Below are 22,231 nucleotides of genomic sequence, written 5' to 3' on the forward strand. Positions count from 1 at the left end.
ATCCGGGTGCCGGGGCTCAGGGCCGGGCTGGCGGTCCGGCTGCAGGAGCCGGACGTGATCGAATGGCTCGACACCGAGACCACCGCCACCACCGCCGACCGCCTCTGCCGCTCCCTCGGCCTCGGCCTCTATGTCGATGACCCGAAGCCGCACCGGACACCGGGTGACGGCCCGGCGTCCTACGATGCCGCCGCGGTGTGCTCCGCGATCGCCGCGATGATCACATCCCAGTCCGCCGGGTGCAGCTCGTGCCCGCCGCCTTCGATCCGAACCAGCCTGGCGCCCGGCACGACGTCGGCGAAGGCGGCGCCGTGCTCGACCGGGAAGATCGGGTCCGCCGTGCCGTGGATGACCAGCAGCGGCGCCTGCAGCTGGCCCAGCCGGCCCCGCCACCGGCCGCTGCCCTTCAGCAGGAAGTGGTTGGTGACGCTGGCGAAGCTGCGCGCCCGATCGTAATCGGCTTCGATCAGCCGGCGGGCCGCCGCCGCATCGTGCGGATGGGCGGTGCCGGCGATCGCGCGGACGTCCCGGAGTACGAAGTCGATCACCTGCGACCGGTCGGTCCAGTCGACCGATTCGCCGGTCGCGGCATGCTCCAGATAGGCCGCCGTGGTCCGCGGCAGGTGCGAGGTGTCGGTGCCGACCGGCGAGGTGCTGATCGCGGTCAGCGAGGCGACCCGGTCCGGATCCGCCAGCGCCGCGATCTGCGCGATCATGCCGCCGAGCGACATGCCGACGAGATGGGCGCGGCCCAGGCCGTAGCCATCGAGCACGCGGATGGCGTCACCCGCCATGTCGTCGAAGCCGTAGTCCGGCTGGCCCGGCGGAGTCGTGGTCGACAGGCCGGTGTCGCGGTTGTCGTAGCGGATCACGTAGCGGTTCCGGTCCGCCAGGCGGCGGCAGAACGCCTCGGGCCACCACAGCATCGAGGCCATGGCGCCCATGATCAGCAGCACCGGCGGGTGCGTCGGGTCGCCGAAGGCTTCGGTCGCGATCTCGACGCCGCCTGCCTTGATGGTCTTTTCGCTCATTTCGTCCCCTCCCTTTTCGTCAGCCCGGCCGTCTTAGACCTACGGCCGAAATATGGACCCGTCATGGCGAGCCCCGAAGGGGCGTGGCTGCGCGCCTCGCCATGACGGAAATGAACCGGAGAGTCGATCTCAAAGGCCGTTGGTCCTAGACCCTGGCCAGTTCCCGCAGCCGGTCCAGGCTCTCGTCCCGGCCGGGGCGCAGGCCCTGGCCGATCCACCAGCGCTCGATCTCGGCCAGGGCCCGGCCGACGGCGGGGCCGGAGAGGCCGAGCGCGACCACGTCGCGGCCGCGCACCGGCAGGCTCGGCACCGGCTCCTTCTCCAGCGCCGCCAAAGCGCGCTTGAAGCTCCAGCGCTTCGGCGCCGCCGCCCAGGCCAGGCGCAGCCGGTCGCGGCCGCCGGCGCGGCCGTGGCGGTACAGCAGCAGCCGCACCCCGACCTCGTCCGGCGCCTTGTCCGGGATGCCGTCCTGCAGCCCGACCAGCCGGTCGCGCTCGTCATTCGACAGCCGGAGCCGCGCCGCCACCGCCGCCGCCTCGCCGTGCAGCAGCGCCGCGAGGCGCAGCAGCGGGTCGGAAGCGGGGGCCACCTGCACCAGCCCCTGCAGCCGGGCGATGTCGCCGTCCTCGCCGATCACGTGCGGGGCGATGCCGGCCTCGACCATCGCCCGCCACACCGGCACCGGGTCGGGCGCGGCCAGCAGCTTCAAGAGCTCGGTCCGCACCCGCTCGCCCGACAGCCGGTCGAGGCTGCCGGAAGCGGCGGCGCAGGCGGCCAGCGCCGGCGGGTCCAGCTCGCCGCTTCCGTAATGGGCGTGGAAGCGGAAGAGGCGCAGGATGCGCAGCGCGTCCTCGGCGATGCGCTGCGCCGGGTCGCCGACGAAGCGGACCCGGCCGGCCAGGGCGTCCGCCACCCCGCCGAAATAGTCGTGCACCGTGCCGTCCGGGTCGGCCGACAGCGCGTTCATGGTGAAGTCGCGCCGCGCCGCATCGGCCCGCCAGTCGGCGGTGAACTCGACGATGGCGTGCCGGCCGTCGGTCTCGACATCGACGCGGAGCGTCGTCACCTCGAAGCTCCTGCCGCCGGAGCGGGCGGTGACGGTGCCGTGCTCCAGCCCGGTCGGGATGACGCCGAGCCCGGCATTGCGCAGCGCCACCATCACCGCCTGCGGCTTGAGCGGCGTGGCGATGTCGACATCGTCGGCGTCGCGCCCGAGCAGCGCGTTGCGCACGCAGCCGCCGACGAAGCGGGGATCGAAGCCCGGGATCGACAGCGCGTTGATCACCGCCCGAGCGGCGGGGTCGGTGGCCCAGCGCGGCAGCGGCGACAGGCGGAGCGGTGTCATCCGGCGGCCTCGAGCAGCACGTCGCGCAGGTTCCGCAGGATGCCCGCGGTCACCCCCCAGACATAGCGGTCGCGATAGGGGAAGGCGTAGTACTGCCGCTCCACCCCCTGCACGGTGACGCGGTGCAGCTTCGGGTTGCCGGGGGCCAGGATGAAGGCCAGCGGCACCTCGAAGATCTCCGCCACCTCGAACGGGTCGGGCGCGGTCTCCAAGGGCGGCGTCAGCAGCCCGACGAAGGGCTGGATCTCGAAGCCGGTGCGGCTGACATAGGTGTCGAGCCGGCCGACGATCTCGACCTTCCCGCGCGGCAGGCCGATCTCCTCCTCCGTCTCGCGCAGCGCCGCGGCCAGCGGGTCGGGGTCCTCCGCGTCGACGCCGCCGCCGGGGAAGGCGATCTGGCCGGCATGGGCGGTCAGATGCGGCGTGCGCAGGGTCAGGAGGATGGCGTCGCCCTCCGGCCGCCGGACGATCGGCACCAGCACCGCCGCCGGCCGCAGCATCGGCATCGGCGTCAGGTCCGGGTTCAGGTCGTGGTCGCCGCGCGAGAGGCGCGGCCGGTAGCGCCGCAGCCGCTCCAGATCGGCCACGGCCGAAGGCGACCCGGCACTCACGCCTGGTCCAGCGGGAAGAATGTCCGGTGGCTCCATACCCCCATCCGGCCGTCATGGCTGACGGCGATCTCGGCCAGCTCGTAGAAGACCGGGCGCGACAGCAGCGCGTCGAGCCCGTCCCGCACCCGGATATAGGGCGACGGCTCGCCGGTGTCAGGCGCGAAGCTGACGCGGATCGGGTGCTCCGGCCCGGCCTCGCAGAGCTGGTCGAGATTGGTGCGGAAGGTCAGGACCTGGTCCTCGCCGGTCCCGGCGACCTCCACCGCCACGGCGACGAAGGGTGCGTCGTCGACGGTGATCCGCCCCCGCTCCGCCGGCGTGATCAGCCAATAGTCGCCGGCCTCGTCCCGCCGCAGCACGGTGGCGAACAGCTTGACCAGGGCCAGCCGGCGGATCGGGCCGCCATTGTGGTACCAGGTGCCGTCGCGGGCGATGCGGATGTCGTAGGCCTCGTCCTGTTCCGTCGGGCCGCGCCGGGCGGCCGCCAGGGCCGCCTGCATCGGGGCTGCGTCAGACTGCGCCTGCCTCGGCTGCGTTTTCTTGGACTCGTCGTCGCTCAATTCCGCCATACTCTTGAAATAGATCCGTCAGTTCACTGGCAGAGCGGTACGCCGATGCAAACGACCGTTTCGACCTCGTCCGAGCTCGACACCCCCGCCACGCCCGGCGATATCGATGCGGCCGTGGAACGGCTGGCCGCCGTGCGCAGCATGATCGGCCGGGTCATCTTCGGCCAACAAGACGTGATCGACCAGAGCCTCGTCACCATCTTGGCCGGCGGCCATGTCCTTCTGGTCGGCCTGCCCGGCCTGGCCAAGACCCGGCTGGTCGAGACGCTCGGCACCGTGCTGGGCCTCGAGGAGCGGCGGGTGCAGTGCACGCCGGACCTGATGCCGGCCGACATCCTCGGCTCCGAGGTGCTGGAGGAGACCGAGACCGGCCGCCGCAGCTTCCGCTTCATCCCCGGCCCGGTGTTCTGCCAGCTGCTGATGGCCGACGAGATCAACCGCGCCAGCCCGCGCACCCAGTCGGCGCTGCTGCAGGCGATGCAGGAGCACCGGGTGTCGATCGCCGGCCGCTACCTGCCGCTGCCGGAGCCGTTCCACGTGCTGGCCACCCAGAACCCGCTGGAGCAGGAGGGCACCTATCCCCTGCCCGAGGCGCAGCTGGACCGCTTCCTGATGCAGGTCGATGTCGGCTACCCCGACCTGGCGGCGGAGCGGCGGATGCTGCTGGCCACCACCGGCGTCGCCGAGGCCGGGATCGAGCCGGTGATGAGCCCCGATTCCCTGCAGCGGACTCAGCGCCTGGTGCGCCGCCTGCCGGTCGGCGAGGCGGTGCTGGAGGCGATCCTGTCCCTGGTCCGCGCCGCCCGCCCGGATTCGACTGACCTGCCCGAGGTGCAGCGTATGGTCGGCTGGGGCCCGGGCCCGCGCGCCAGCCAGTCCCTGATGCTGGCCTGCCGCGCCCGCGCCCTCCTGACCGGTCGGCCGTCGCCCTCGATCGACGACGTCGCCGCGCTGGCCCGCCCGATCCTGCAGCACCGCATGGCCCTGACCTTCGCCGCGCGGGCCGATGGCGCGACCATCGCCGACGTGGTCGAACGGCTGGTCGCCCGCCTGGGCTGAGGCCGAGGTGGCGGCCGGTCCCTCACCCCTGACCGCGGCTGCGCGGCGCAAGGCGGCCGATGCGCTGGCGGCGACGCTGCCGCCGCTGCTGATCGCCGCCGACCGCGTCGCCTCCACCGTCGCCCAGGGCGTGCACGGGCGCCGTCGGGTCGGCGTCGGCGAGAGCTTCTGGCAGTTCCGCCGCTACCAGCCGGGCGAGCCGGTCGGACGGATCGACTGGCGCCAGTCGGGCAAGTCCGAGGGCCTGTTCCAGCGCGAGACCGAATGGGCGGCGGTGCAGACCGCCTGGCTGTGGCGCGACGCTTCGCCGTCGATGGACTACCGCTCCGACCGGTCGCTGCCGACCAAGCGTGAGCGCGCCGAGGTGCTGCTGCTGGCCCTCGCTTCGCTGCTGAACCGGGCCGGGGAGCGGGTGGCGCTGATCGGCGGTGACAGCCCGCCGGCAACCGGCCGCGCCAGCCTGCTGCGCCTGGCCGCGTCCCTGGACCAGGCCGTCGGCGACGATTCCAGCAAGGCGGTGCCGTGGGAGCTGCGGGTGCCGCGCCACGCCGCCATGGTGCTGTTGGGCGACTGCCTGGCCCCGCTCGACGAGTTCGGCGAATCCGTCGCCGCCTATGCCGCGCGCGGCGTGCGCGGCCATATCCTGCAGATCCTCGACCCGGCGGAGGCGACACTGCCCTTCGAGGGCCGCATCCGCTTCGAAGGTATCGAGGAAGTCGAATCGGCGCTGATCCCGCGGGTCCGGTCGGTCCGCGACGCCTATCGCGAGCGCCTGGCCCAGCACCAGGACGGGCTGGCGGCGATCGCCCGCCGGGCCGGCTGGAGCTTCGCCGTCCACCGCACCGATCGTTCGCCCGAAGCGGCCCTCCTGAGCCTGTGGGGCGTCATGTCCGGCGCCACGACGGGACGGGCCAGATGGTGACGCTCGGCGGCCTCGTCTTCCTGGCGCCCGCCATCCTGGCGGCGCTGATCCTGCTGCCGGTGATCTACTGGCTGCTGCGGGTCACCCCGCCGGCGCCGCGGCGGCTGAGCTTCCCGGCGATCCGCCTTCTCCTCGGCCTGCAGACCCAGGAGGAGACACCGGAGCGGATGCCGTGGTGGCTGATGGTGCTGCGCCTGCTGCTGGCCGCGCTGATCATCATCGCGCTGGCGCATCCGGTGCTGAACCCCAGCGCGGCGCTGCCGGGCAGCGGGCCGGTGCTGCTGGTGGTCGACAACGGCTGGGCCGCGGGCAAGGGCTGGCCGCAGCGCCAGGAGGCCCTGCGCACCGCCGTGGACAAGGCGGAGCGGGCCGGCCGCGACCTGGTGCTGCTGACCACCGCGCCGACCGCCCCCGGCGAGCCGGTGGCGCCGAGCCGACTGCTGCGCCCGGGCGAGGCGCGCGGCATGATCGACAATCTGGCGCCGAGCCCCTGGCCGACCGATCGGGCGGCGGCGCTGAGGGCGCTCGACGCGCTGCGCCTGCCCGGCTCGGTCCACGTCGTCTGGGCCAGCGACGGCATCACCACCGAGAAGGACGCGGCCGGGGTGCGCGATTTCGCCGCCCGGCTGCAGCGCTTCGGCAGCCTGGAGGTGCTGATCCCGCCGGCCTTCGACCTGGCGCATCTGGTCGGCACGCCGCAGGTGGTCGAGACCGCCCTGACCGTGCCGGTGAAGCGCGCCGTGGCCACGGGCGACGTGCCGCTGGTGCTGCGCGCCGTGGCCGAGGACGGCCGCCCGCTGGCCCGCAGCGAGGTCCGCTTCGCCGCCGGCCAGCGCCAGGCCGAGGCCCGGTTCGAGCTGCCGTCGACCGCGCGCAACGCCATCGCCGCGGTGTCGATCGAAGGCGAGACCACGGCCGGGGCCACGGTGCTGGTCGACGAGCGCTGGCGCCGCCGGCCGGTCGGCCTGGCCGCGCCGCAGGACACCGCCCGGGCCCAGCCGCTGCTGACCGAGAGCTATTACCTGCAGCGGGCGCTGGAGCCCTTCGCCGAGATCCGCCGCGGCAGCGTCTCCGACCTCTTGGGCGGCACCCAGCCGACCGACCGGCTGGCCGCCCTGCTGCTGCCCGACGGCACCCTGTCCTCCGAGGCCGACCGCCAGGCGGTGGAGCGCTGGATGGAGGGCGGCGGCGCCCTGATCCGCTTCGCCGGGCCGATCCTGGCGGCCAATCCGGACCCGCTGGTGCCGGTGCCGCTGCGCTTCGGCGACCGCACCCTCTCCGGCGCCATGTCCTGGACCGAGCCGATGCCGCTGGCGCCATTCGACGGCAAGAGCCCGTTCCAGGGGCTGACCATCCCGTCCGACGTCCGCATCCAGCGCCAGGTTCTGGCCGATCCCTCCCCCGACCTGGCCGACAAGACCTGGGCCCGGCTGACCGACGGCACGCCGATCGTCACCGCTGAGAAGCGCGGCCGCGGCTGGCTGGTGCTGGTCCACACCACGGCCGGGCCGGGCTGGTCGAACCTCGCCTTCTCCGGCCTGTTCGTCGACATGCTGCGCCGGGTGGTGGCGCTGGGCAGCGGCGTCGGCGGCGACAGCGGCCAGGCCAGCCTGCCGCCGGTCAGGGTGCTGGACGGTCTTGGCCGGCTGGTGCCGCCGCCGCCGCTGGCTCTGCCGATCGCCGGCCCCGCCTTCGCCAGCACCGTGCCGGGGCCGGAGCATCCGCCCGGCTTCTACGGCACCGAGGACAGCCGCCGCGCCCTCAATCTCGGCTCGGTCGTGACCAGCCTGGAGCCGGTCACCAACCTGCCCCCCGGCGTCGCGGTGTCGGGCTACGTGGCGCCGGCGGAGATCGACCTGCGGCCCTGGATCTTCACCCTGGCCATGGCGCTGCTGATCCTCGACGGCCTGATCGCCCTGTTCATGCGCGGCCTGCTTACGCCACCGCGGCGCGCCACGGCGGCGTCGCTGCTGGCCGCCGGCGTTGTCGCCGCGGCGCTGTTCGCCCCCGGCGCGGCACGGGCCCAGGACGAGCGCACCATCGCCATGGCCAACCATGTCCGCCTCGCCTACGTCCAGACCGGGCAGCAGGATGTCGACGCCGTCAGCCAGGCCGGGCTGGAGGGGCTGGCCCAGGTGCTGCGCGACCGCACCTCGGTCAATGCTGAGGGCGCCGTCGGCGTCAATATCGAGAATGACGAGCTGGCCTTCTTCCCGCTGCTCTACTGGCCGGTGACGCCGGGGCAGCCGGCGCTGTCCGACGCCGCGATCGGCAAGCTGAACGCCTTCTTGCGCACCGGCGGCACCATCTTCTTCGACACCCGCGACCAGGGGATGGGCGGCGGCGGGGCCTTGGCCGGGCCGGGCGCCGAGAAGCTGCGCGAGCTGACCCGAGGCCTCGACATCCCGCCGCTGACGCCAGTGCCGCCGGACCACATCCTGACCCGCGCCTTCTACCTGATGCAGGACTTCCCCGGCCGCTACACCGGAAGCGACCTGTGGGTGGAGACCGCGGACGCCACGGTCAATGACGGCGTCTCGACCATCATCATCGGCGCCAATGACTGGGCCGGCGCCTGGGCCATCGGCCCGGGCGGCGCGCCGATGCTGCCGGTGGTGCCGGGCGGCGAGCGCCAACGTGAGATGGCCTACCGGTTCGGCATCAACCTGGTGATGTACGCCCTGACCGGCAACTACAAGTCGGACCAGGTGCATGTGCCGGCGATCCTGGAACGGCTGGGGCAATAGGCCATGGACGACGCCACCTCCGTCGCCCTGTCGCCGCTGCTGCCCTGGACCGTCCTGGGGCCGCTGTTCGGGCTGGCGGTGCTGGCCCTGCTGGTCGGCGCCTGGCGCCGCGCCCCGGGGCTGGGCTGGCGCGCCCTGGCCTTCGCCGCCCTGGCCGCCGCCCTCCTGAACCCGTCGCTGGTGGAGGAGAAGCGCGACCCGATCCGCGACGTCGCCGTGGTGGTGGTCGACCGCTCGCCCTCCGACCAGATCGAGGACCGCCCGGCCCGGATCGACGCCGCCCTGGCCGATCTGCGCACCAAGCTGGCCGCCTTCCCCGACCTCGAGACCCGCTTCGTCACGGTCGGCGAGAACGCCAACGCGCCGCTCGATGAGACCCATCTGTTCGAGGCCCTGGGCGCGGCCACGGCGGATGTGCCGCGGCGGCGTCTGGCCGGCGCCATCCTGATCACCGACGGCCAGGTGCACGACGTCCCGACCGACCCGGCCACCCGCACCTCCTTCGGGCCGGTGCACACGCTTCTGACCGGGCGGCCGGACGAATTCGACCGACGCATCGTCGTGGCCCAGGCGCCGAGCTTCGGCCTGGTCGGCCAGGACGTGACCGTGACGCTTAGGGTCGACGACCTGCCGAAGGCCGAGCCCGGTGCCGTCGCCACCGTGACCGCGACCAAGGACGCCGGTGCGCCGGAGGCGCTGCAGCTGCCGGTCGGGCGCGACACTCAGGTCAGCTTCCGCCTCGACCATGGCGGCCCGACCGTCTTCGAATTCGCGGTGGAGGGGCTGCCGGGCGAGCTGAGCCCGGCCAACAACCGCGCCGCCATCGTCGTCAACGGCGTGCGCGACCGGCTGCGCGTGCTGCTGGTTTCGGGCGAGCCGCATCCGGGCGAGCGCACCTGGCGCAACATCCTGAAATCCGACCCCTCGGTCGACCTGGTGCACTTCACCATCCTGCGGCCGCCGGAGAAGCAGGACGGCACCCCGATCAACGAGCTGTCGCTGATCTCCTTCCCGATCCGCGAGCTGTTCGAGACCAACCTGAAGGACTTCGACCTCATCATCTTCGACCGCTACCGGCGGATGGGGGTGCTGCCGAACCTCTATCTCGGCAATATCGCCCGCTACGTCGAGGAGGGCGGCGCCTTCCTCGAGGTTTCGGGCGAGGCCTTCGCCGAGCCCTTGAGCCTGTACCGCACCCCGATCGGCAACATCCTGCCGGCAGAGCCGACCGGCGAGGTGCTGGAGCAGGGCTTCCGTCCGCAGGTGACCGAGTTGGGCCAGCGCCACCCGGTGACGGCGACGCTAGAGGGATCCACCGGCGGCCCGGGCGGCGGGCCGAGCTGGGGCCGCTGGTTCCGCCAGATCGACGTGGTGCCGCATGGCGGCAACGTGGTGATGACCGGGGACGGCGGCCGTCCCCTGCTGATCCTCAACCGGGTCGGCGAGGGCCGGGTGGCGCAGATGGCGTCGGATCAGATCTGGCTGTGGAGCCGCGGCTTCGAAGGCGGCGGCCCGCAGGCCGAGCTGCTGCGCCGCCTGGCGCATTGGCTGATGCGCGAGCCGGAGCTGGAGGAGAACGTGCTGCGTGCCGAGACGGCCGGGCAGCGCATCGAGATCCGCCGCCGCAGCCTGGACGAGGCCAACCCGCTGGTGACCGTGACCGACCCCGCCGGCAAGACCCAGAGCGTGACGCTGAACGAGGCCTCGCCCGGCCTCTATGTCGGCCGGGTCAACGCCCAGGGGCCGGGCATCTACCGCGTCAGCGACGGCGACAGGACCGCGCTGGCGGTGGTCGGCACCCTGAACCCGCCGGAGCTGAGCGACATGCGGGCGGTGCCGGACCGGCTGGCGCCGGTCACCGAGGCCAGCGGCGGCGGCGTCGCCTGGCTGGCCGCCGACGGGGTGCCGAGCATCCGCCGCACCCGTCCGGACCGGGCCGCCGCCGGCGCCGGCTGGATCGGCCTGCGCGGCAATGGCGACTACACTGTCACCGGCATGACCGAGACGCCGCTGCTGCCGCCGCTGATCGCCCTGTTCCTCGGCCTCGGTGGGCTGATGGCCGCTTGGCGGCGCGAGGGTCGTTAGAGATCTCCTCCGGGTGCCGCATTGTCATTGCGGCACAGAAAGCGTAATATTTTAATAGCCTTTTATGCTTTGATCGATTGTTGCGGCTGCTCCAGCGAGCCCCTTCGGGGAGGCCAAGACGATGGTGAAATGGGAATTGAAGGCGACGGAGCTCGCCAACTGCAACTGCTCCTATGGCTGCCCGTGCCAGTTCAACGACCTGCCGACGCATGGGCATTGCCGCGCCGCCGCCGGCTTCCAGATCGAGACCGGCCATTTCGGCGAGGTCAGCCTGGACGGGCTGCGGGCCGGCGGCCTGTATCGCTGGCCCGGGCCGGTGCATCACGGCAACGGCACCATGCAGCTGATCATCGACGAGCGGGCCGATGCCGCACAGCGCGACGCTCTGCTCAAGATCATGACCGGCCAGGAGACCGAGGACATGGCGACCATGTGGTGGGTGTTCACCGCCATGTCGCCGAACCGGCTCGAGCCCCTGTTCAAGCCGATCGAGATCGAGATCGACGTCGATCGCCGCCGCGGGCGCGTCGTCGTGCCGGGCGTGGTCGAGATCAACGCCGAGCCGATCCGCAACCCGGTGACCGGCGCCGAGCACCGCGCCCGCATCGATCTGCCGCACGGCTTCGAATACCGCCTGGCCGAGATCGGCAGCGGCACCACCAGGGCCACCGGCGGCATCGAGCTGGACCTCGCCGGCACCTATGCCCAGTTCGCCCGCCTTCACCTCAACAACAGCGGGATCGTGGCATAGCCGGCGCCGATGGCCACCACGGCCCCATCCGTGATCGAGGCGGTGCTGCGCCGCGACCGCCTGGTAACGTTGGCCGCCCTCGCCTTCGTCTGCGCTGCCGCTTGGATTTATACCGGCCTCGGCATCGGGATGCCGGGCATGGCGATGGATCCGGCGATGATGGCGATGCCCATGCCGATGCCCTGGACCGCGACCTATTTCCTGCTGATGGTCGCGATGTGGACGGTGATGATGGTGGCGATGATGCTGCCGGGCGCGGCACCGACGGTGCTGACCTATGCCGCGCTGCAGCGCCATCGCCGCCAGGCGTCGCCGCATGCGTCGACGGCGCTGTTCACCCTCGGCTACATCGTGGTCTGGGCCGGCTTCAGCCTGCTCGCCACCTTGCTGCAATGGCGCCTCGACGCCCTGGCCCTGCTGCTGCCGTCGATGGCCACCGCCAGCACGGCGCTGGCCGGCGCCGCCCTGGTGGTGGCGGGCGTCTACCAGTTCACCGGGCCGAAGAACCGCTGCCTCACCCGCTGCCGGTCGCCGGTCGAATTCCTCACCCGGCACCACCGGTCGAGGCCGCTCGGCCTCGGCCTGCGCCACGGCCTCTATTGCCTCGGCTGCTGCTGGGCGTTGATGCTGCTGCTGTTCGTCGGCGGCGTGATGAGCCTGGCCTGGATCGGCGTCATCGCGCTGTTCGTGCTGCTGGAGAAGACGATTCCCGCCGGCCCCTGGCTCGGCCGGGCCGCCGGTGCCGGCCTGGTGCTCTGGGGCGGCTGGGTGCTGGCGGCGGCGTAGGCCGGCCTCGCGAGCCCGGCCTACGCCCTTTCCGCCTCAGTTCATCACGATCTCGACCCGCCGGTTCTGCGGCTCGCGCACGCCGTCGGCCGTCGGCACCAGCGGGTCGGATTCGCCGACGCCGCGGACCACGATCAGGTCGTCGGCGACCCCGTCGGCGACGAGCTGGGTCCGGACCGCCTCCGCCCGGCGCACCGACAGCGCCTGGTTGTAGGCCGGGCTGCCGGAGCGGTCGGTGTGGCCGGTGACGTCGATGCGGGTCGACTCGCCCCGCCTTGCGTCGGTGGCGGCGGCGGCGACGATCGACCGCGCCTCCGGCGTCAGGCGCGAGCTGTCGAAGTCGAAGAACACCAGATAGCTGCGCCGGCCGGTGTCGACCGGCGTCTCCGGCGCCGGCTCGCCCGAGGCGGCGCCGAAGTCGAAGATGTATTTGATGCCGACCAGGATGGTGTGGTTCGCCGGGGCGTCGAGCTTGATCTTGGTGCTGCCCGAGGTGAACTCGGCCCCGGTCTCGCCGAAATAGCGGTACTCCAGATTGGCATTCAGCTTCGGCGTGATGGCGTAGGACACGCCGGCGATGCCTTGGTAGGCGAAGAGCGGCGAATCGTATTCGAAGTCGATGTCGAAATCCTTGGCCTTGACCTTCCAATTGTTGAAGCCGACGCCGATGCCGCCGCCGACATAGGGCACGAAGGGCGAGCCGAACTCGAAATCGTAATAGACGTTGGCCATCAGGCCGATGGTGCGCTCATGGCCCTTGACGTTGATCTTCTGGTTGTCGACGCCGGGGACCGTGACGAACCGGTTCAACTGGAAGGAATCATAGCTCAGCTTGGTCGTTCCGATGTCGTTCTGACGGAAGCTGCCTTCGAGATCGGCCCGGATCGCGCCGAAATCATAGCCGACATAGATATTGCCCGTCGGTGCCGTGTCGAAGGAGACGTCGGCATGGCCGTCGGTGACCGGGTCGTCGAACGACCATCTCTGATCCTGCCGGATGTTCACGCCGGCGCCCGCGCCGAGATAGATTCCCCTCGCCTGCTGGGCCATGACGGGCGTGGCCAGCAGCACGGCAGCGGTGGCCGCCGCGCACAACGTCAAAATCCTCATGTGCCGCCATCCTGGTCAGAGTTCAAACCAGGGCCCCCAACCCCCGGCAGAGCGATGCTGGGTTTCATTCGGCCCCCTTCGCATCAATACGGAGGCTTCGGCCGCCGATCAATCAGAAATCAAGGATTCAATACGAAGTACGGACGGTTCTTTACCAGATCGTAAAGGTTTCGCCGCATCCCCGCTTCATGAGTTGAATTTAATGCAAATGCCGCAAATGCGGCTCCTGCTTATCGCCTGCGGCAGTCGAACAGATGATTCCGGTTCACACGAAACCTGCGGCGCAGATGCGGCCGCAGCAGGGCCCGGCTGTCGACCATGATCGGCGCCAGCCCGGCGGCGGCCAGCCGATCGGGGAAGTCGCGGCCGTTGATGCGGTAATGGTAGGGGTGGCCGAAGCGGCGCATCCGCTCGACCGGGTCGGCGATGCCGGCGCCTTCCTGGGTCGGGCCCTTCGGATCGAAGGGGACCATCAGGATGGCCCGGCCGCCGGGGCGCAGGACCCGCGCCAGCTCGGCGATAGCCGCCCTGTCCTCCGGAATGTGCTCCAGCACGTGGTTGGCGATCACGACGTCGAAGGCGGCATCGGCGAAGGGCAGCGCCGTCAGGTCGGCCTGGATATCGGCAAAGGGGTTGAAGCGGTCGACCGAGCGGTAGCGCAGATTGGGCAGCCCGCGCAGCCGCGCCTCGAGCCACGGCTCGGGTGCCGCATGCAGCACCCGGTGCCGGCCGGTCAGCAGGCCGGTCCGGGCGGTCAGGTACAGCCAGAGGAAGCGGTGCCGCTCGACGCTGCCGCAGCCCGGGCACATGGCGTTGCGCCGCCCCTCGAGGCCGAAGCGCAGGAAGCGGCGCGCCCGGGTGCCGCAGATCGGGCATTCCAGCACGCCCGGCGGCCCGGCCGGCGCCCGCGGCCGGGCGTAGAGCCGTTCGCGCCGGTACACCGCCGCCTCGTCCAGCCGGTCGCGGGCGATGGCGCCGACGACGCGGCCGAGGTCATGCAGCATTCGACGGCTCCCGCGCCTCCTCCGGCGCGTCGCCATGGGCCGCGCCATTGCCGCGGACGCCGTCGCGCTCCCGCACCGCGGTCGCCAGCACCTGCACCGCCTGGGGCAGCGAGATATCGGCCGGGATCGGCTGGAAAGCGATGCCGGCCTCGCGGAATGCCTTCCAGATGGCGAAGCGCAGATCGGTGCCGACCCCGGCGAAGTTGTCGACGTTGGAGATGTGGCAGCGCAGCTCGAGATCGAGCGTCGCGGTGCTGAAGCTCTTGAAGGCGACGACCGGCGCCGGGAAGGCGCTGACGCGGTTGTCCGCCTTGGCGATGTCCAGCAGCATCTCGCGCGCCTGCTCGGCATCGGCCGAGGCGGCGATCGAGACCGGGATGTCGACCCGGCCATTCTTGTCCTTGTGGGTCCAGTTGACGACCTGGGACGAGATCAGGGTGCCGTTCGGCACGATCACGGAGGAGCGCTGGAAGGTCTGGATCTCGGTGGCGCGGACGCTGATCCGCCGGACCACGCCTTCGGCCCCGCCGATCACCACCCAGTCGCCCACCTTCACCGGCCGCTCGACCAGCAGGATCAGGCCGGCGACGAAGTTCTGGACGATGTTCTGCAGGCCGAAACCGATGCCGACCGAGAGGGCGCCGGCGATCAGCGCGAGATTCGACAGGTCGAGGCCGAGCACGCCGACGCCGAGCAGCGCCGCGATCAGCACGCCGAGATAGCCGATGCCGGTGCGGATCGAGTTCTTCAGGCCGAGGTCGATCTGCAGCTTGTCGAGGAAGCGCGAATCGAGCCGGCGCTGCAGAAAGCGGGTGGCGGTGATGCCGAGGGTGAAGGCGACCACGGCGCCGAGGATGTCGAGCGGCGCGATGCGCACGCCGCCGACCGTGGCGCCGTTCAGGATCGTGCCGCCGATCGCCGAGATGTCGCCGGCGCTGAGCCCCAGCACCGGCGCCAGGGCCAGGAAGGCGGCGATGCCGAAGACGATGTCGGCCGAGAGGCCGGCGCCGGTCTCGAACGCCCACAGGCCGCGGTCGTTCGGGAACAGCGAATGGCGGATCTTGGCGGTGGCCCCGACCGGCTGGGTCAGGAACCGGCCGACCGCCTCCTGCACCATGCGGCGCAGGATCAGGAAGGCCGCGCCGATGCCGATCGAGGCCGCCAACAGATAGGCGATGTAGAGCGCCAGCTTTTGATAGCCGATCAGCCCCGCCACCATCACCACCACGGCCAGGAGGGCCGCCAGCAGGCGCAGCCGCGGCCAGCGCCCGGGTGGCCGCGAGGTCGGACGGTCGGGCGGCCGGTCGTCGGCGGCCTCTCCCTCGGGCACGGCCTGGAGATCGGCACGGTGGCCCCAGAGCGATCCCGGCAGCACGGTCAGCAGCGCCAGCGCCCCGGCGGTCAGCGCCGCGGCGATCAGGAGCGCGCGCAGCTCGCTCTGCAGCAGGATCCGCCCGTCGGCGATCGCCAGGGTCATGCCGGCGACGGCCCAGATCATGATCGCCGCCTGCAGGGCGCGATGCAGTGCCCGGGCAGAGGCGTCGGTCAGCTCGATCAGGCGCCAGGCCGGCTCGTCCGGGGTCAGCACCGCCGCGGTCGCGGCCGAGGTCAGGAAATAGGCGACGATGCCCCAGGCCAGCACGCCCAGCGCGATCATGGCGACATAACTGGCCGGCCGGTCGCCGAGCCAGCCGGCGCAGATCACCGCCGCCGCCAGCGTCACCATCGCCGGCAGTACGCCGTGGGCGATGGTGTGGACGGCGGCGGCCGCGACCCGGCGGCCGAAGGACGGCACGGTCTCCGCCGGGCGGCGACCGAAATGGCGCAGCAGCCAGCGCCGCACCAGCCAGCCGATGCCGAGGCCGATGGTGGCGAACAAGATGCGGCGCGCCATTTCGCCCACCCCGTCCCAGCCGGCGCTGCCGCGGTCCTGGAACGGCCGCAGCAGCCGCATGAGCAGGTAGCCGGTCTGGTCCGGGATCTCGACCCAGGTCTCGGGGTCGAAGGCGGCCGGCGACACCGACAGCAGGTTGCGCCGGAACTGGTCCAGCCGCGCCGCGGCGGCGCTGCGCAGCAGGATGTCGGCCCGGGCCTGGATCAGGTCGGCCTGCTTGGCCTGGCCGTCGGCCGCGGCGGCCTGGTCGGCCAGGCGCTTGCGGTCGGCCGTGACCGACTCGGCTTCGGGCGGCGCGCCCTCGGCCGGCGGTGGCCCCAGCGCGTCGCCCATCTGCTTGGCCTGGGCAGCGTCGGCGCGGGCGGCTTCGGCCGCCGCCTTGGCCTGGTCGGAGATCGCGGCCGCCTGATCGCGCAGGGCGTTGTAGCTGTCCTCGGTCAGCCCCAGGGCCGAAAGCTGGACCTCGAGCTGGTTGAGCGTGCTTTGCCAGCCGGCGATCTGCGTCGCGAAGTCGGGCTTCGGCGCCTCCTGCTGCTGCGCTGCGGCCGGCAGCGCCGGCAGGCAGAAAGCGACAAGGACCAGGAGGCGATGGAGGAGCGCGCGATGGATCATATTCGGCCGGATGGCACCGCGATGGATGGGAGGAGTCCACCCTGCATGCCAAAGCGGCCGAAAGAAGGCGAGCCCACGCGGCGTCGCAGCAGCAATTCAGTGCCCCGCCGAGCCTCGAATCCCGCCGGAACCCTCGGCCCGCCCGCTCCGTTCGCCTGAAAGGCGGCCACGGCATCCGCCAGGGCCGCAGACGAAGGAGGTCATCATGCCGCGGCAATCCAAGGGCCAGAAGGAGACCGTCGGGCGCGTGATGCACGAGTTCAAGCACGGCGAGCTTCGGATCCGGGGCACCGGCCCCAAGGTCAAGAACCCGAAGCAGGCGGTCGCGATCGCCCTGCGCGAGGCCGGCGCCAGCCGGCAGCAGAGCCCGCAGGAGAAGCGGCAGAGCCTGAGCCGGACCAAGGCGAAGGAGCGCCGTGGCGAGACCGCGGAGGCGGAAACCGAGGGCAAGGCGGCACAGGACCGGACGATGCGCCGCCAGACCGCCCGCAAGCGCGCCGACGACGCCGGCAAGAGCCGCAGCGAGCTCTACGCCGAGGTGAGGCGCCGGAACATCCCCGGCCGGTCGAAGATGTCGAAGGGCGAGCTCGAGCGCGCGCTGCATCGGTGACGTCCGGGCGCGGGGCGATCCCACCGATCGGCCGTGGTCGACACGCGATCCTCTTGCTATGAATGCCGGATCGTCCGGCCGGGGCGCGCCCACCCGGCCGGCGCGGAGAGAAAAGAACGATCGGGGAGACCCCATGAGCAGCGATGCCAGCCTTTTTCCCGTGTCCGACGACTGGGCCAAGCGCGCCTGGATCGATGCCGCCGAATACAGGGCGATGTATGAACGCTCGGTCAATGATCCCGAGGGCTTCTGGGCCGAGCACGGCCGGCGCGTCGACTGGATCCGGCCCTTCACCAAGGTCAAGAACAGCAGCTATGTGGGCGACGTCCATATCCGCTGGTTCGAGGACGGCACGCTGAACGCCGCCTACAACTGCATCGACCGGCACCTGGCCAAGCGGGCTGACCAGACGGCGATCATCTGGGAGGGCGACGACCCGAAGGACAGCCGCCACATCACCTATCGCGAGCTGCACGAGCAGGTCTGCCGCCTGGCCAATGTGCTGAAGGCGCAAGGGGTGAAGAAGGGCGACCGGGTCACGATCTACCTGCCGATGATCCCGGAAGCGGCCTACGCCATCCTCGCCTGCGCCCGGATCGGCGCCGTCCATTCGGTGGTGTTCGGCGGCTTCTCGCCCGACAGCCTGAAGGACCGCATCCTTGACTGCCGCTCGACCATCCTCATCACCGCCGACGAGGGGCTGCGCGGTGGCCGCGCGGTGCCGCTGAAGGCCAATGCCGACGAGGCGCTGAAGAGCTGCCCCGATGTCACCAGCTGCATCGTGGTGCGCCGCACCGGCGGCAAGATCGGCTGGACCGAGGGCCGCGATCTCTGGCTGCACGAGGCGGCTGCCAAGGTCTCCGCCGACTGCCCGCCGGAGGAGATGGGCGCCGAGGACCCGCTGTTCATCCTCTACACCTCGGGCTCGACCGGCAAGCCGAAGGGGGTGCTGCACACCACCGGCGGTTATCTGGTCTACACCGCGATGACGCACCAATACGTCTTCGACTACCACGACGGGGACATCTACTGGTGCACCGCCGATGTCGGCTGGGTCACCGGGCACAGCTACATCGTCTACGGCCCGCTGGCGAACGGCGCCACCACGCTGATGTTCGAGGGCGTGCCGAACTATCCGGACACCTCGCGCTTCTGGCAGGTGGTGGACAAGCACAAGGTCAACATCTTCTACACCGCCCCAACCGCGATCCGCGCCCTGATGCGCGACGGCGAGGGGCCGGTGAAGAAGACCAGCCGCGCCTCGCTGCGCCTGCTCGGCTCGGTCGGCGAGCCGATCAACCCCGAGGCCTGGCTGTGGTACCACCGCGTGGTCGGCGACGGCCGCTGCCCGATCGTCGACACCTGGTGGCAGACCGAGACCGGCGGCATCCTGATCACGCCGCTGCCCGGCGCCATCGCGCAGAAGCCCGGCTCCGCCACCCTACCCTTCTTCGGGGTCAAGCCGCTGATCGTCGACAATGACGGCAAGCCGCTGGACGGGGCGGCCGAAGGCAATCTCTGCATCGCCGACAGCTGGCCCGGCCAGATGCGCACCGTGTTCGGCGACCACGAGCGCTTCGTCCAGACCTATTTCTCGACCTTCAAGGGGCTGTACTTCACCGGCGACGGCTGCCGCCGCGACGAGGACGGCTATTACTGGATCACCGGACGGGTCGACGACGTGCTGAACGTCTCCGGCCACCGCATGGGCACGGCCGAGGTCGAGAGCGCCCTCGTCGCCCATCCGAAGGTGGCCGAGGCCGCGGTGGTCGGCTATCCGCACGACATCAAGGGCCAGGGCATCTACGCCTATGTCACCCTGATCGCCGGCGAGCAGCCGACCGAGGAGCTGCGCCGCGAGCTGGCGCAGTGGGTGCGCAAGCAGATCGGCCCGATCGCGACGCCGGACCTGATCCAGTGGGCTCCTGGCCTGCCGAAGACCCGGTCGGGCAAGATCATGCGCCGCATCCTGCGCAAGATCGCCGCCAACGAGTACGAGGCCCTGGGCGACACCTCGACCCTGGCCGATCCGGCGGTGGTCACCGACCTGGTCGAGAACAGGATGAATCGGGGACAGTAAGTCTCTTCCTCCTCGTCATCGCGAGGAGGCGAAGCCGACGTGGCGATCCAGGGGACGGTGCCGCTGGATCGCCACGCCCCTTCGGGGCTCGCGATGACGGTTTTGGGAGGCTCCAGAGCACCTAAGCCCGGGCGACGGCCTCTCGCATCGTGGCCCGCGGGCCGGCGCCGGGGCGCAGCAGCAGGACCAGAGCCGCTGCGGCCAGACCAGCCGCGGCCAGCACATAGAGCCCTGCCGCGGTGGACTGGAAGCCCTGCTCCGCCGCGGTCTTCACATTCGGGGCGAAGAAGCCCCCGAGATTGCCGATCGCGTTGATCGCAGCGATCCCGCCCGCGGCTGCGGCCCCGCCGAAATAGCCGGTCGGGAAGGTCCAGAAGATCGGCTGCGAAGAGATGATCCCCATCGTCGTCAGGCACAGCGCCGCGATCGCGATCGCCGGCGGCGCGTTGGCCGAGATGACGAGGCCGGCCGTGATTCCCAGCAGCGAGACGAAAGCGAAGCTGCGGCGGTAGCCGGTCCGCACCGCCAGCCCCGGCCAGAATGTGGCTGCCAGGATGGCGCAGGCCCAGGGGATCGCGGAGACCACGCCGACCAGGAAGCCGACCTTCATGTCGAGGAGCGCGCCAACCTGGGTCGGCAGGTAGAAGGCAACGCCGTAGCCGCTGACCTGAATCAGGAAGTAGATCGCCGCGAAATGCAGCAGCCGCGGATCGGTCAGTACCGCGCGGAAGCCGACCCGGCCGGCGGCCTGCTTCTCCCGCTCCTCGGCCGCGATCGCCCGACTCAGGGCTTCGCGTTCCTCGGCCGGCATCCAGCGCGCCTCCGACGGGCGGTCGCAAAGATAGAAATAGGCCCAGACGCCGACCGCGGAGGCGAGCAGCCCCTCGATCAGGAACATCAGCTGCCAGCCGTGCAGGCCGAACAGCCCGTCGAGGTCGAGGAGCACGCCCGAGATCGGGCCGCCGAGCATGAGCGCGAGCGGCGAGCCGAAATAGAACAGCCCCATCACCCGCCCGCGCGCCTTGGCCGGGAACCAATAGGTCATGAACAGGATCGCACCGGGGAAGAAGCCGGCCTCGGCCGCGCCGAGCAGCAGCCGGATCACCGAGAAGGAGGTCTCGCCATGCGCGAAGGCCATCGCCGCCGCGACCAGCCCCCAGGTCACCATGATCCGGGCCAGCCAGACCCGCGCCCCGATCCGGTGCAGGATCAGGTTGCTGGGCACCTCGAACAGGGCATAGGTCAGGAAGAAGATGCCGGCGCCGAAGGCGAAGACCGCGTCGCTGAGGCCGGTCGTCGCCTGATAGGCCTGCTTGGCGAAGCCGATATTGGCCCGGTCCAGATAGGCCATCATGTACATCAGGATCAGGAACGGCACGAGCCGCCACATCGCCCGCCGGACCGCGCGGTCCAGCACAGCTTCGTCGAGCGGCCCCGACGGCGCCCCCGGCGCCGGTGGTGTCGTCGTCATTCTTGGCTCCCTCTCGGCTGTTGTCGTTTCCGCCCGGGCCGGTCCGGGCGACGGCGGGGCTACAAGACCTTGCCGGGATTGAGCAGCCCGTGCGGGTCCAGCGCCTGCTTCAGCCGGCGCATCAGCGCCAGTTCGGCGTCGCTGCGCACATAGGGCAGCCAGGGCTTCTTGGTCAGGCCGATGCCGTGTTCGGCCGAGATCGTGCCGCCGAATTCCCGCACCAGCGTGTAGACGGTCTCGACGATCTCCTGCTTCGGCTGCGGCTCGGCGCCGGGGACACAGGCGACGATGTGCAGGTTGCCGTCGCCGATATGGCCGTAGAACAGCGCTTCGATGCCGGGCAGGCGCTGCGCCAGCGCCGCGCGGCAGGCCCGGACGTAGTCATCCATCTTCGCCACGGGCAGGCCGATATCGAAGGATTCGTGCGGCCCCAGCACCTGCTTGAACTCGCCGGCGGCGTCGCGCACGCCCCAGAAGGCGCGGATATCGGCCAGCGACTGCGCCACCGCCGCGTCGGCGATGACGCCGTCCTCGGCCTGGCGCTCCAGCCAGGCCTGGAAGCGCGGACCGTCCACCGCCTCGTCGGTGCCCTGCGCCTCGACCAGCACATAGCTGGCATGGCCGCCGGAGATCGGGCTGCGCAGGCCCGGCACGCGAGTCGTGACCACGCCCCAGTAGTCCGGCCACATCACCTCGAAGGCGGAGAGCAGCGGCCCCAGCCCGCGCCGGGCGGCGGTCAGTAGCCTGACCGTCTGGTCGTAGCCGGACAGGCCGCACAGGGCGGCCATGGTGCAGCCGGGCTTCGGGTGCAGGCGCAGCACCGCCCGGGTGATCACGCCGAGCGTGCCCTCGCTGCCGATGAACAGATGCTTCAGGTCGTAGCCGGCATTGTTCTTCAGCATCTTGTTGAGGCTGGTGACCACCTGGCCGTCCGGCAGCACCACCTCGATCCCCAGCACCATCTCCCGCGCCATGCCGTAGCGGATCACCCGGTTGCCGCCGGCATTGGTGGAGAGATTGCCGCCGATGGCGCAGGAGCCGCGGGCGCCAAGGTCGAGCGGGATGAAGAAACCGGCCTCGTCCGCCGCCTGCTGCACCGCCTGCAGCGGCGTGCCGGCACGGACGGTCATGGTCGCGGAGGCGGCATCGATCTCCTCCACACCGATCATGCGCTCCAGCGACAGCGCCACCGACCCCGCAACCGGCCGGGCGCCGCCGCACAGCCCGGTCAGCCCGCCCTGCGGCACCACCGGCACGCCGTGCTCGGCACAGATCCGCATCGCCGCCGTCACGCCCGCGGTGTCGGCGGGGCGAACCACCGCCAGCGGCCTCGAGGGGCCGAGCGTGCTCCAGTCCGATTCATTGCGGGGCGGGATGTCGGAACCGGCGAACGCCGCCTGGGGGCCGAGCGCCGCCCGCAAGGCCTCGATCAGCGCCTCGGAACCGGCATCGGCCGGCGCGGCCGCGACTTCTGGAGCCAAGCTGCTCCTCCCTTCGCCCTAATGTCTGACATATCTATAGGACGAAAGGCCTGGAGCCGCAAC

17 protein-coding genes are annotated in these 22,231 nt (G+C 71.3%); 8 read left to right on the forward strand and 9 right to left on the reverse strand.

What is annotated here, in order from left to right; all coding sequences use genetic code 11:
• Positions 1-179 precede the first annotated feature (179 nt).
• From KXR53_RS10760 to KXR53_RS10775, 4 genes are all read right to left on the reverse strand, one after another.
• Positions 180-1,031 carry an alpha/beta fold hydrolase gene (locus KXR53_RS10760; RefSeq protein WP_437375131.1) on the reverse strand — a complete coding sequence of 284 codons (852 nt, stop codon included), beginning with the start codon at positions 1,029-1,031 and terminating at the stop codon, positions 180-182.
• A gap of 145 nt (positions 1,032-1,176) precedes the next feature.
• Positions 1,177-2,376, reverse strand: coding sequence for a CCA tRNA nucleotidyltransferase (locus tag KXR53_RS10765; RefSeq protein ID WP_437375132.1), 1,200 nt, complete (start codon positions 2,374-2,376; stop codon positions 1,177-1,179).
• Positions 2,373-2,987: a CoA pyrophosphatase gene (locus KXR53_RS10770; RefSeq protein WP_437375133.1), complete on the reverse strand. Its 615-nt coding sequence runs from the start codon at positions 2,985-2,987 to the stop codon at positions 2,373-2,375. Before KXR53_RS10770 ends, KXR53_RS10765 begins: the two co-directional genes overlap by 4 nt.
• Positions 2,984-3,487 carry a DUF1285 domain-containing protein gene (locus KXR53_RS10775; RefSeq protein ID WP_437375134.1) on the reverse strand — a complete coding sequence of 168 codons (504 nt, stop codon included), beginning with the start codon at positions 3,485-3,487 and terminating at the stop codon, positions 2,984-2,986. Before KXR53_RS10775 ends, KXR53_RS10770 begins: the two co-directional genes overlap by 4 nt.
• Positions 3,488-3,601: 114 nt before the next feature.
• On the opposite strand from KXR53_RS10775, the gene KXR53_RS10780 reads away from it, so the two are divergent.
• The 6 genes from KXR53_RS10780 to KXR53_RS10805 all read left to right on the forward strand — a co-directional run bounded on the left by KXR53_RS10780 (position 3,602) and on the right by KXR53_RS10805 (position 11,906).
• Positions 3,602-4,615: an AAA family ATPase gene (locus tag KXR53_RS10780; RefSeq protein WP_437375135.1), complete on the forward strand. Its 1,014-nt coding sequence runs from the start codon at positions 3,602-3,604 to the stop codon at positions 4,613-4,615.
• Positions 4,616-4,622: 7 nt separating this feature from the next.
• Entirely contained in the window at positions 4,623-5,537 is a 915-nt protein-coding gene (locus KXR53_RS10785) for a DUF58 domain-containing protein (protein ID WP_437375136.1), read from the forward strand.
• A complete protein-coding gene (locus KXR53_RS10790; protein ID WP_437375137.1) occupies positions 5,531-8,284 on the forward strand; it encodes a DUF4159 domain-containing protein in 2,754 nt (917 codons plus the stop codon). Before KXR53_RS10785 ends, KXR53_RS10790 begins: the two co-directional genes overlap by 7 nt.
• A 3-nt stretch (positions 8,285-8,287) precedes the next feature.
• A complete protein-coding gene (locus KXR53_RS10795) occupies positions 8,288-10,369 on the forward strand; it encodes a hypothetical protein (RefSeq protein ID WP_437375138.1) in 2,082 nt (693 codons plus the stop codon).
• Positions 10,370-10,490: 121 nt separating this feature from the next.
• Positions 10,491-11,120, forward strand: coding sequence for a DUF1326 domain-containing protein (locus KXR53_RS10800; RefSeq protein WP_437375139.1), 630 nt, complete (start codon positions 10,491-10,493; stop codon positions 11,118-11,120).
• Between the two features lie 9 nt (positions 11,121-11,129).
• Positions 11,130-11,906, forward strand: coding sequence for a DUF2182 domain-containing protein (locus tag KXR53_RS10805; protein ID WP_437375140.1), 777 nt, complete (start codon positions 11,130-11,132; stop codon positions 11,904-11,906).
• 36 nt (positions 11,907-11,942) lie between these two features.
• On the opposite strand, the gene KXR53_RS10810 is transcribed toward KXR53_RS10805, so the two are convergent.
• From KXR53_RS10810 to KXR53_RS10820, 3 genes are all read right to left on the reverse strand, one after another.
• Positions 11,943-13,016 carry an OmpA family protein gene (locus KXR53_RS10810; protein WP_437375141.1) on the reverse strand — a complete coding sequence of 358 codons (1,074 nt, stop codon included), beginning with the start codon at positions 13,014-13,016 and terminating at the stop codon, positions 11,943-11,945.
• A 230-nt stretch (positions 13,017-13,246) separates the two neighbouring features.
• Positions 13,247-14,020: a class I SAM-dependent methyltransferase gene (locus tag KXR53_RS10815; RefSeq protein WP_437375142.1), complete on the reverse strand. Its 774-nt coding sequence runs from the start codon at positions 14,018-14,020 to the stop codon at positions 13,247-13,249.
• Complete coding sequence (locus KXR53_RS10820) at positions 14,010-16,526, reverse strand: mechanosensitive ion channel family protein (RefSeq protein ID WP_437375143.1); 2,517 nt, start codon at positions 16,524-16,526, stop codon at positions 14,010-14,012. Before KXR53_RS10820 ends, KXR53_RS10815 begins: the two co-directional genes overlap by 11 nt.
• 205 nt (positions 16,527-16,731) lie before the next feature.
• On the opposite strand from KXR53_RS10820, the gene KXR53_RS10825 reads away from it, so the two are divergent.
• Both KXR53_RS10825 and acs read left to right on the forward strand, forming a co-directional pair.
• A complete protein-coding gene (locus KXR53_RS10825; protein WP_437375144.1) occupies positions 16,732-17,136 on the forward strand; it encodes a DUF6496 domain-containing protein in 405 nt (134 codons plus the stop codon).
• Between the two features lie 133 nt (positions 17,137-17,269).
• Entirely contained in the window at positions 17,270-19,216 is a 1,947-nt protein-coding gene (acs, locus tag KXR53_RS10830) for an acetate--CoA ligase (RefSeq protein WP_437375145.1), read from the forward strand.
• 121 nt (positions 19,217-19,337) lie between these two features.
• Here the strand turns inward: acs and KXR53_RS10835 are convergent, their stop codons facing one another.
• Positions 19,338-20,687 carry an MFS transporter gene (locus KXR53_RS10835; protein ID WP_437375146.1) on the reverse strand — a complete coding sequence of 450 codons (1,350 nt, stop codon included), beginning with the start codon at positions 20,685-20,687 and terminating at the stop codon, positions 19,338-19,340.
• Between the two features lie 59 nt (positions 20,688-20,746).
• Complete coding sequence (locus KXR53_RS10840) at positions 20,747-22,168, reverse strand: FAD-binding oxidoreductase (RefSeq protein WP_437375147.1); 1,422 nt, start codon at positions 22,166-22,168, stop codon at positions 20,747-20,749.
• Between the last annotated feature and the right edge of the window lie 63 nt (positions 22,169-22,231).

It is taken from the genome of Inquilinus limosus, assembly GCF_051487185.1.
Classification (GTDB): Bacteria; Pseudomonadota; Alphaproteobacteria; order DSM-16000; family Inquilinaceae; genus Inquilinus; species Inquilinus limosus_F.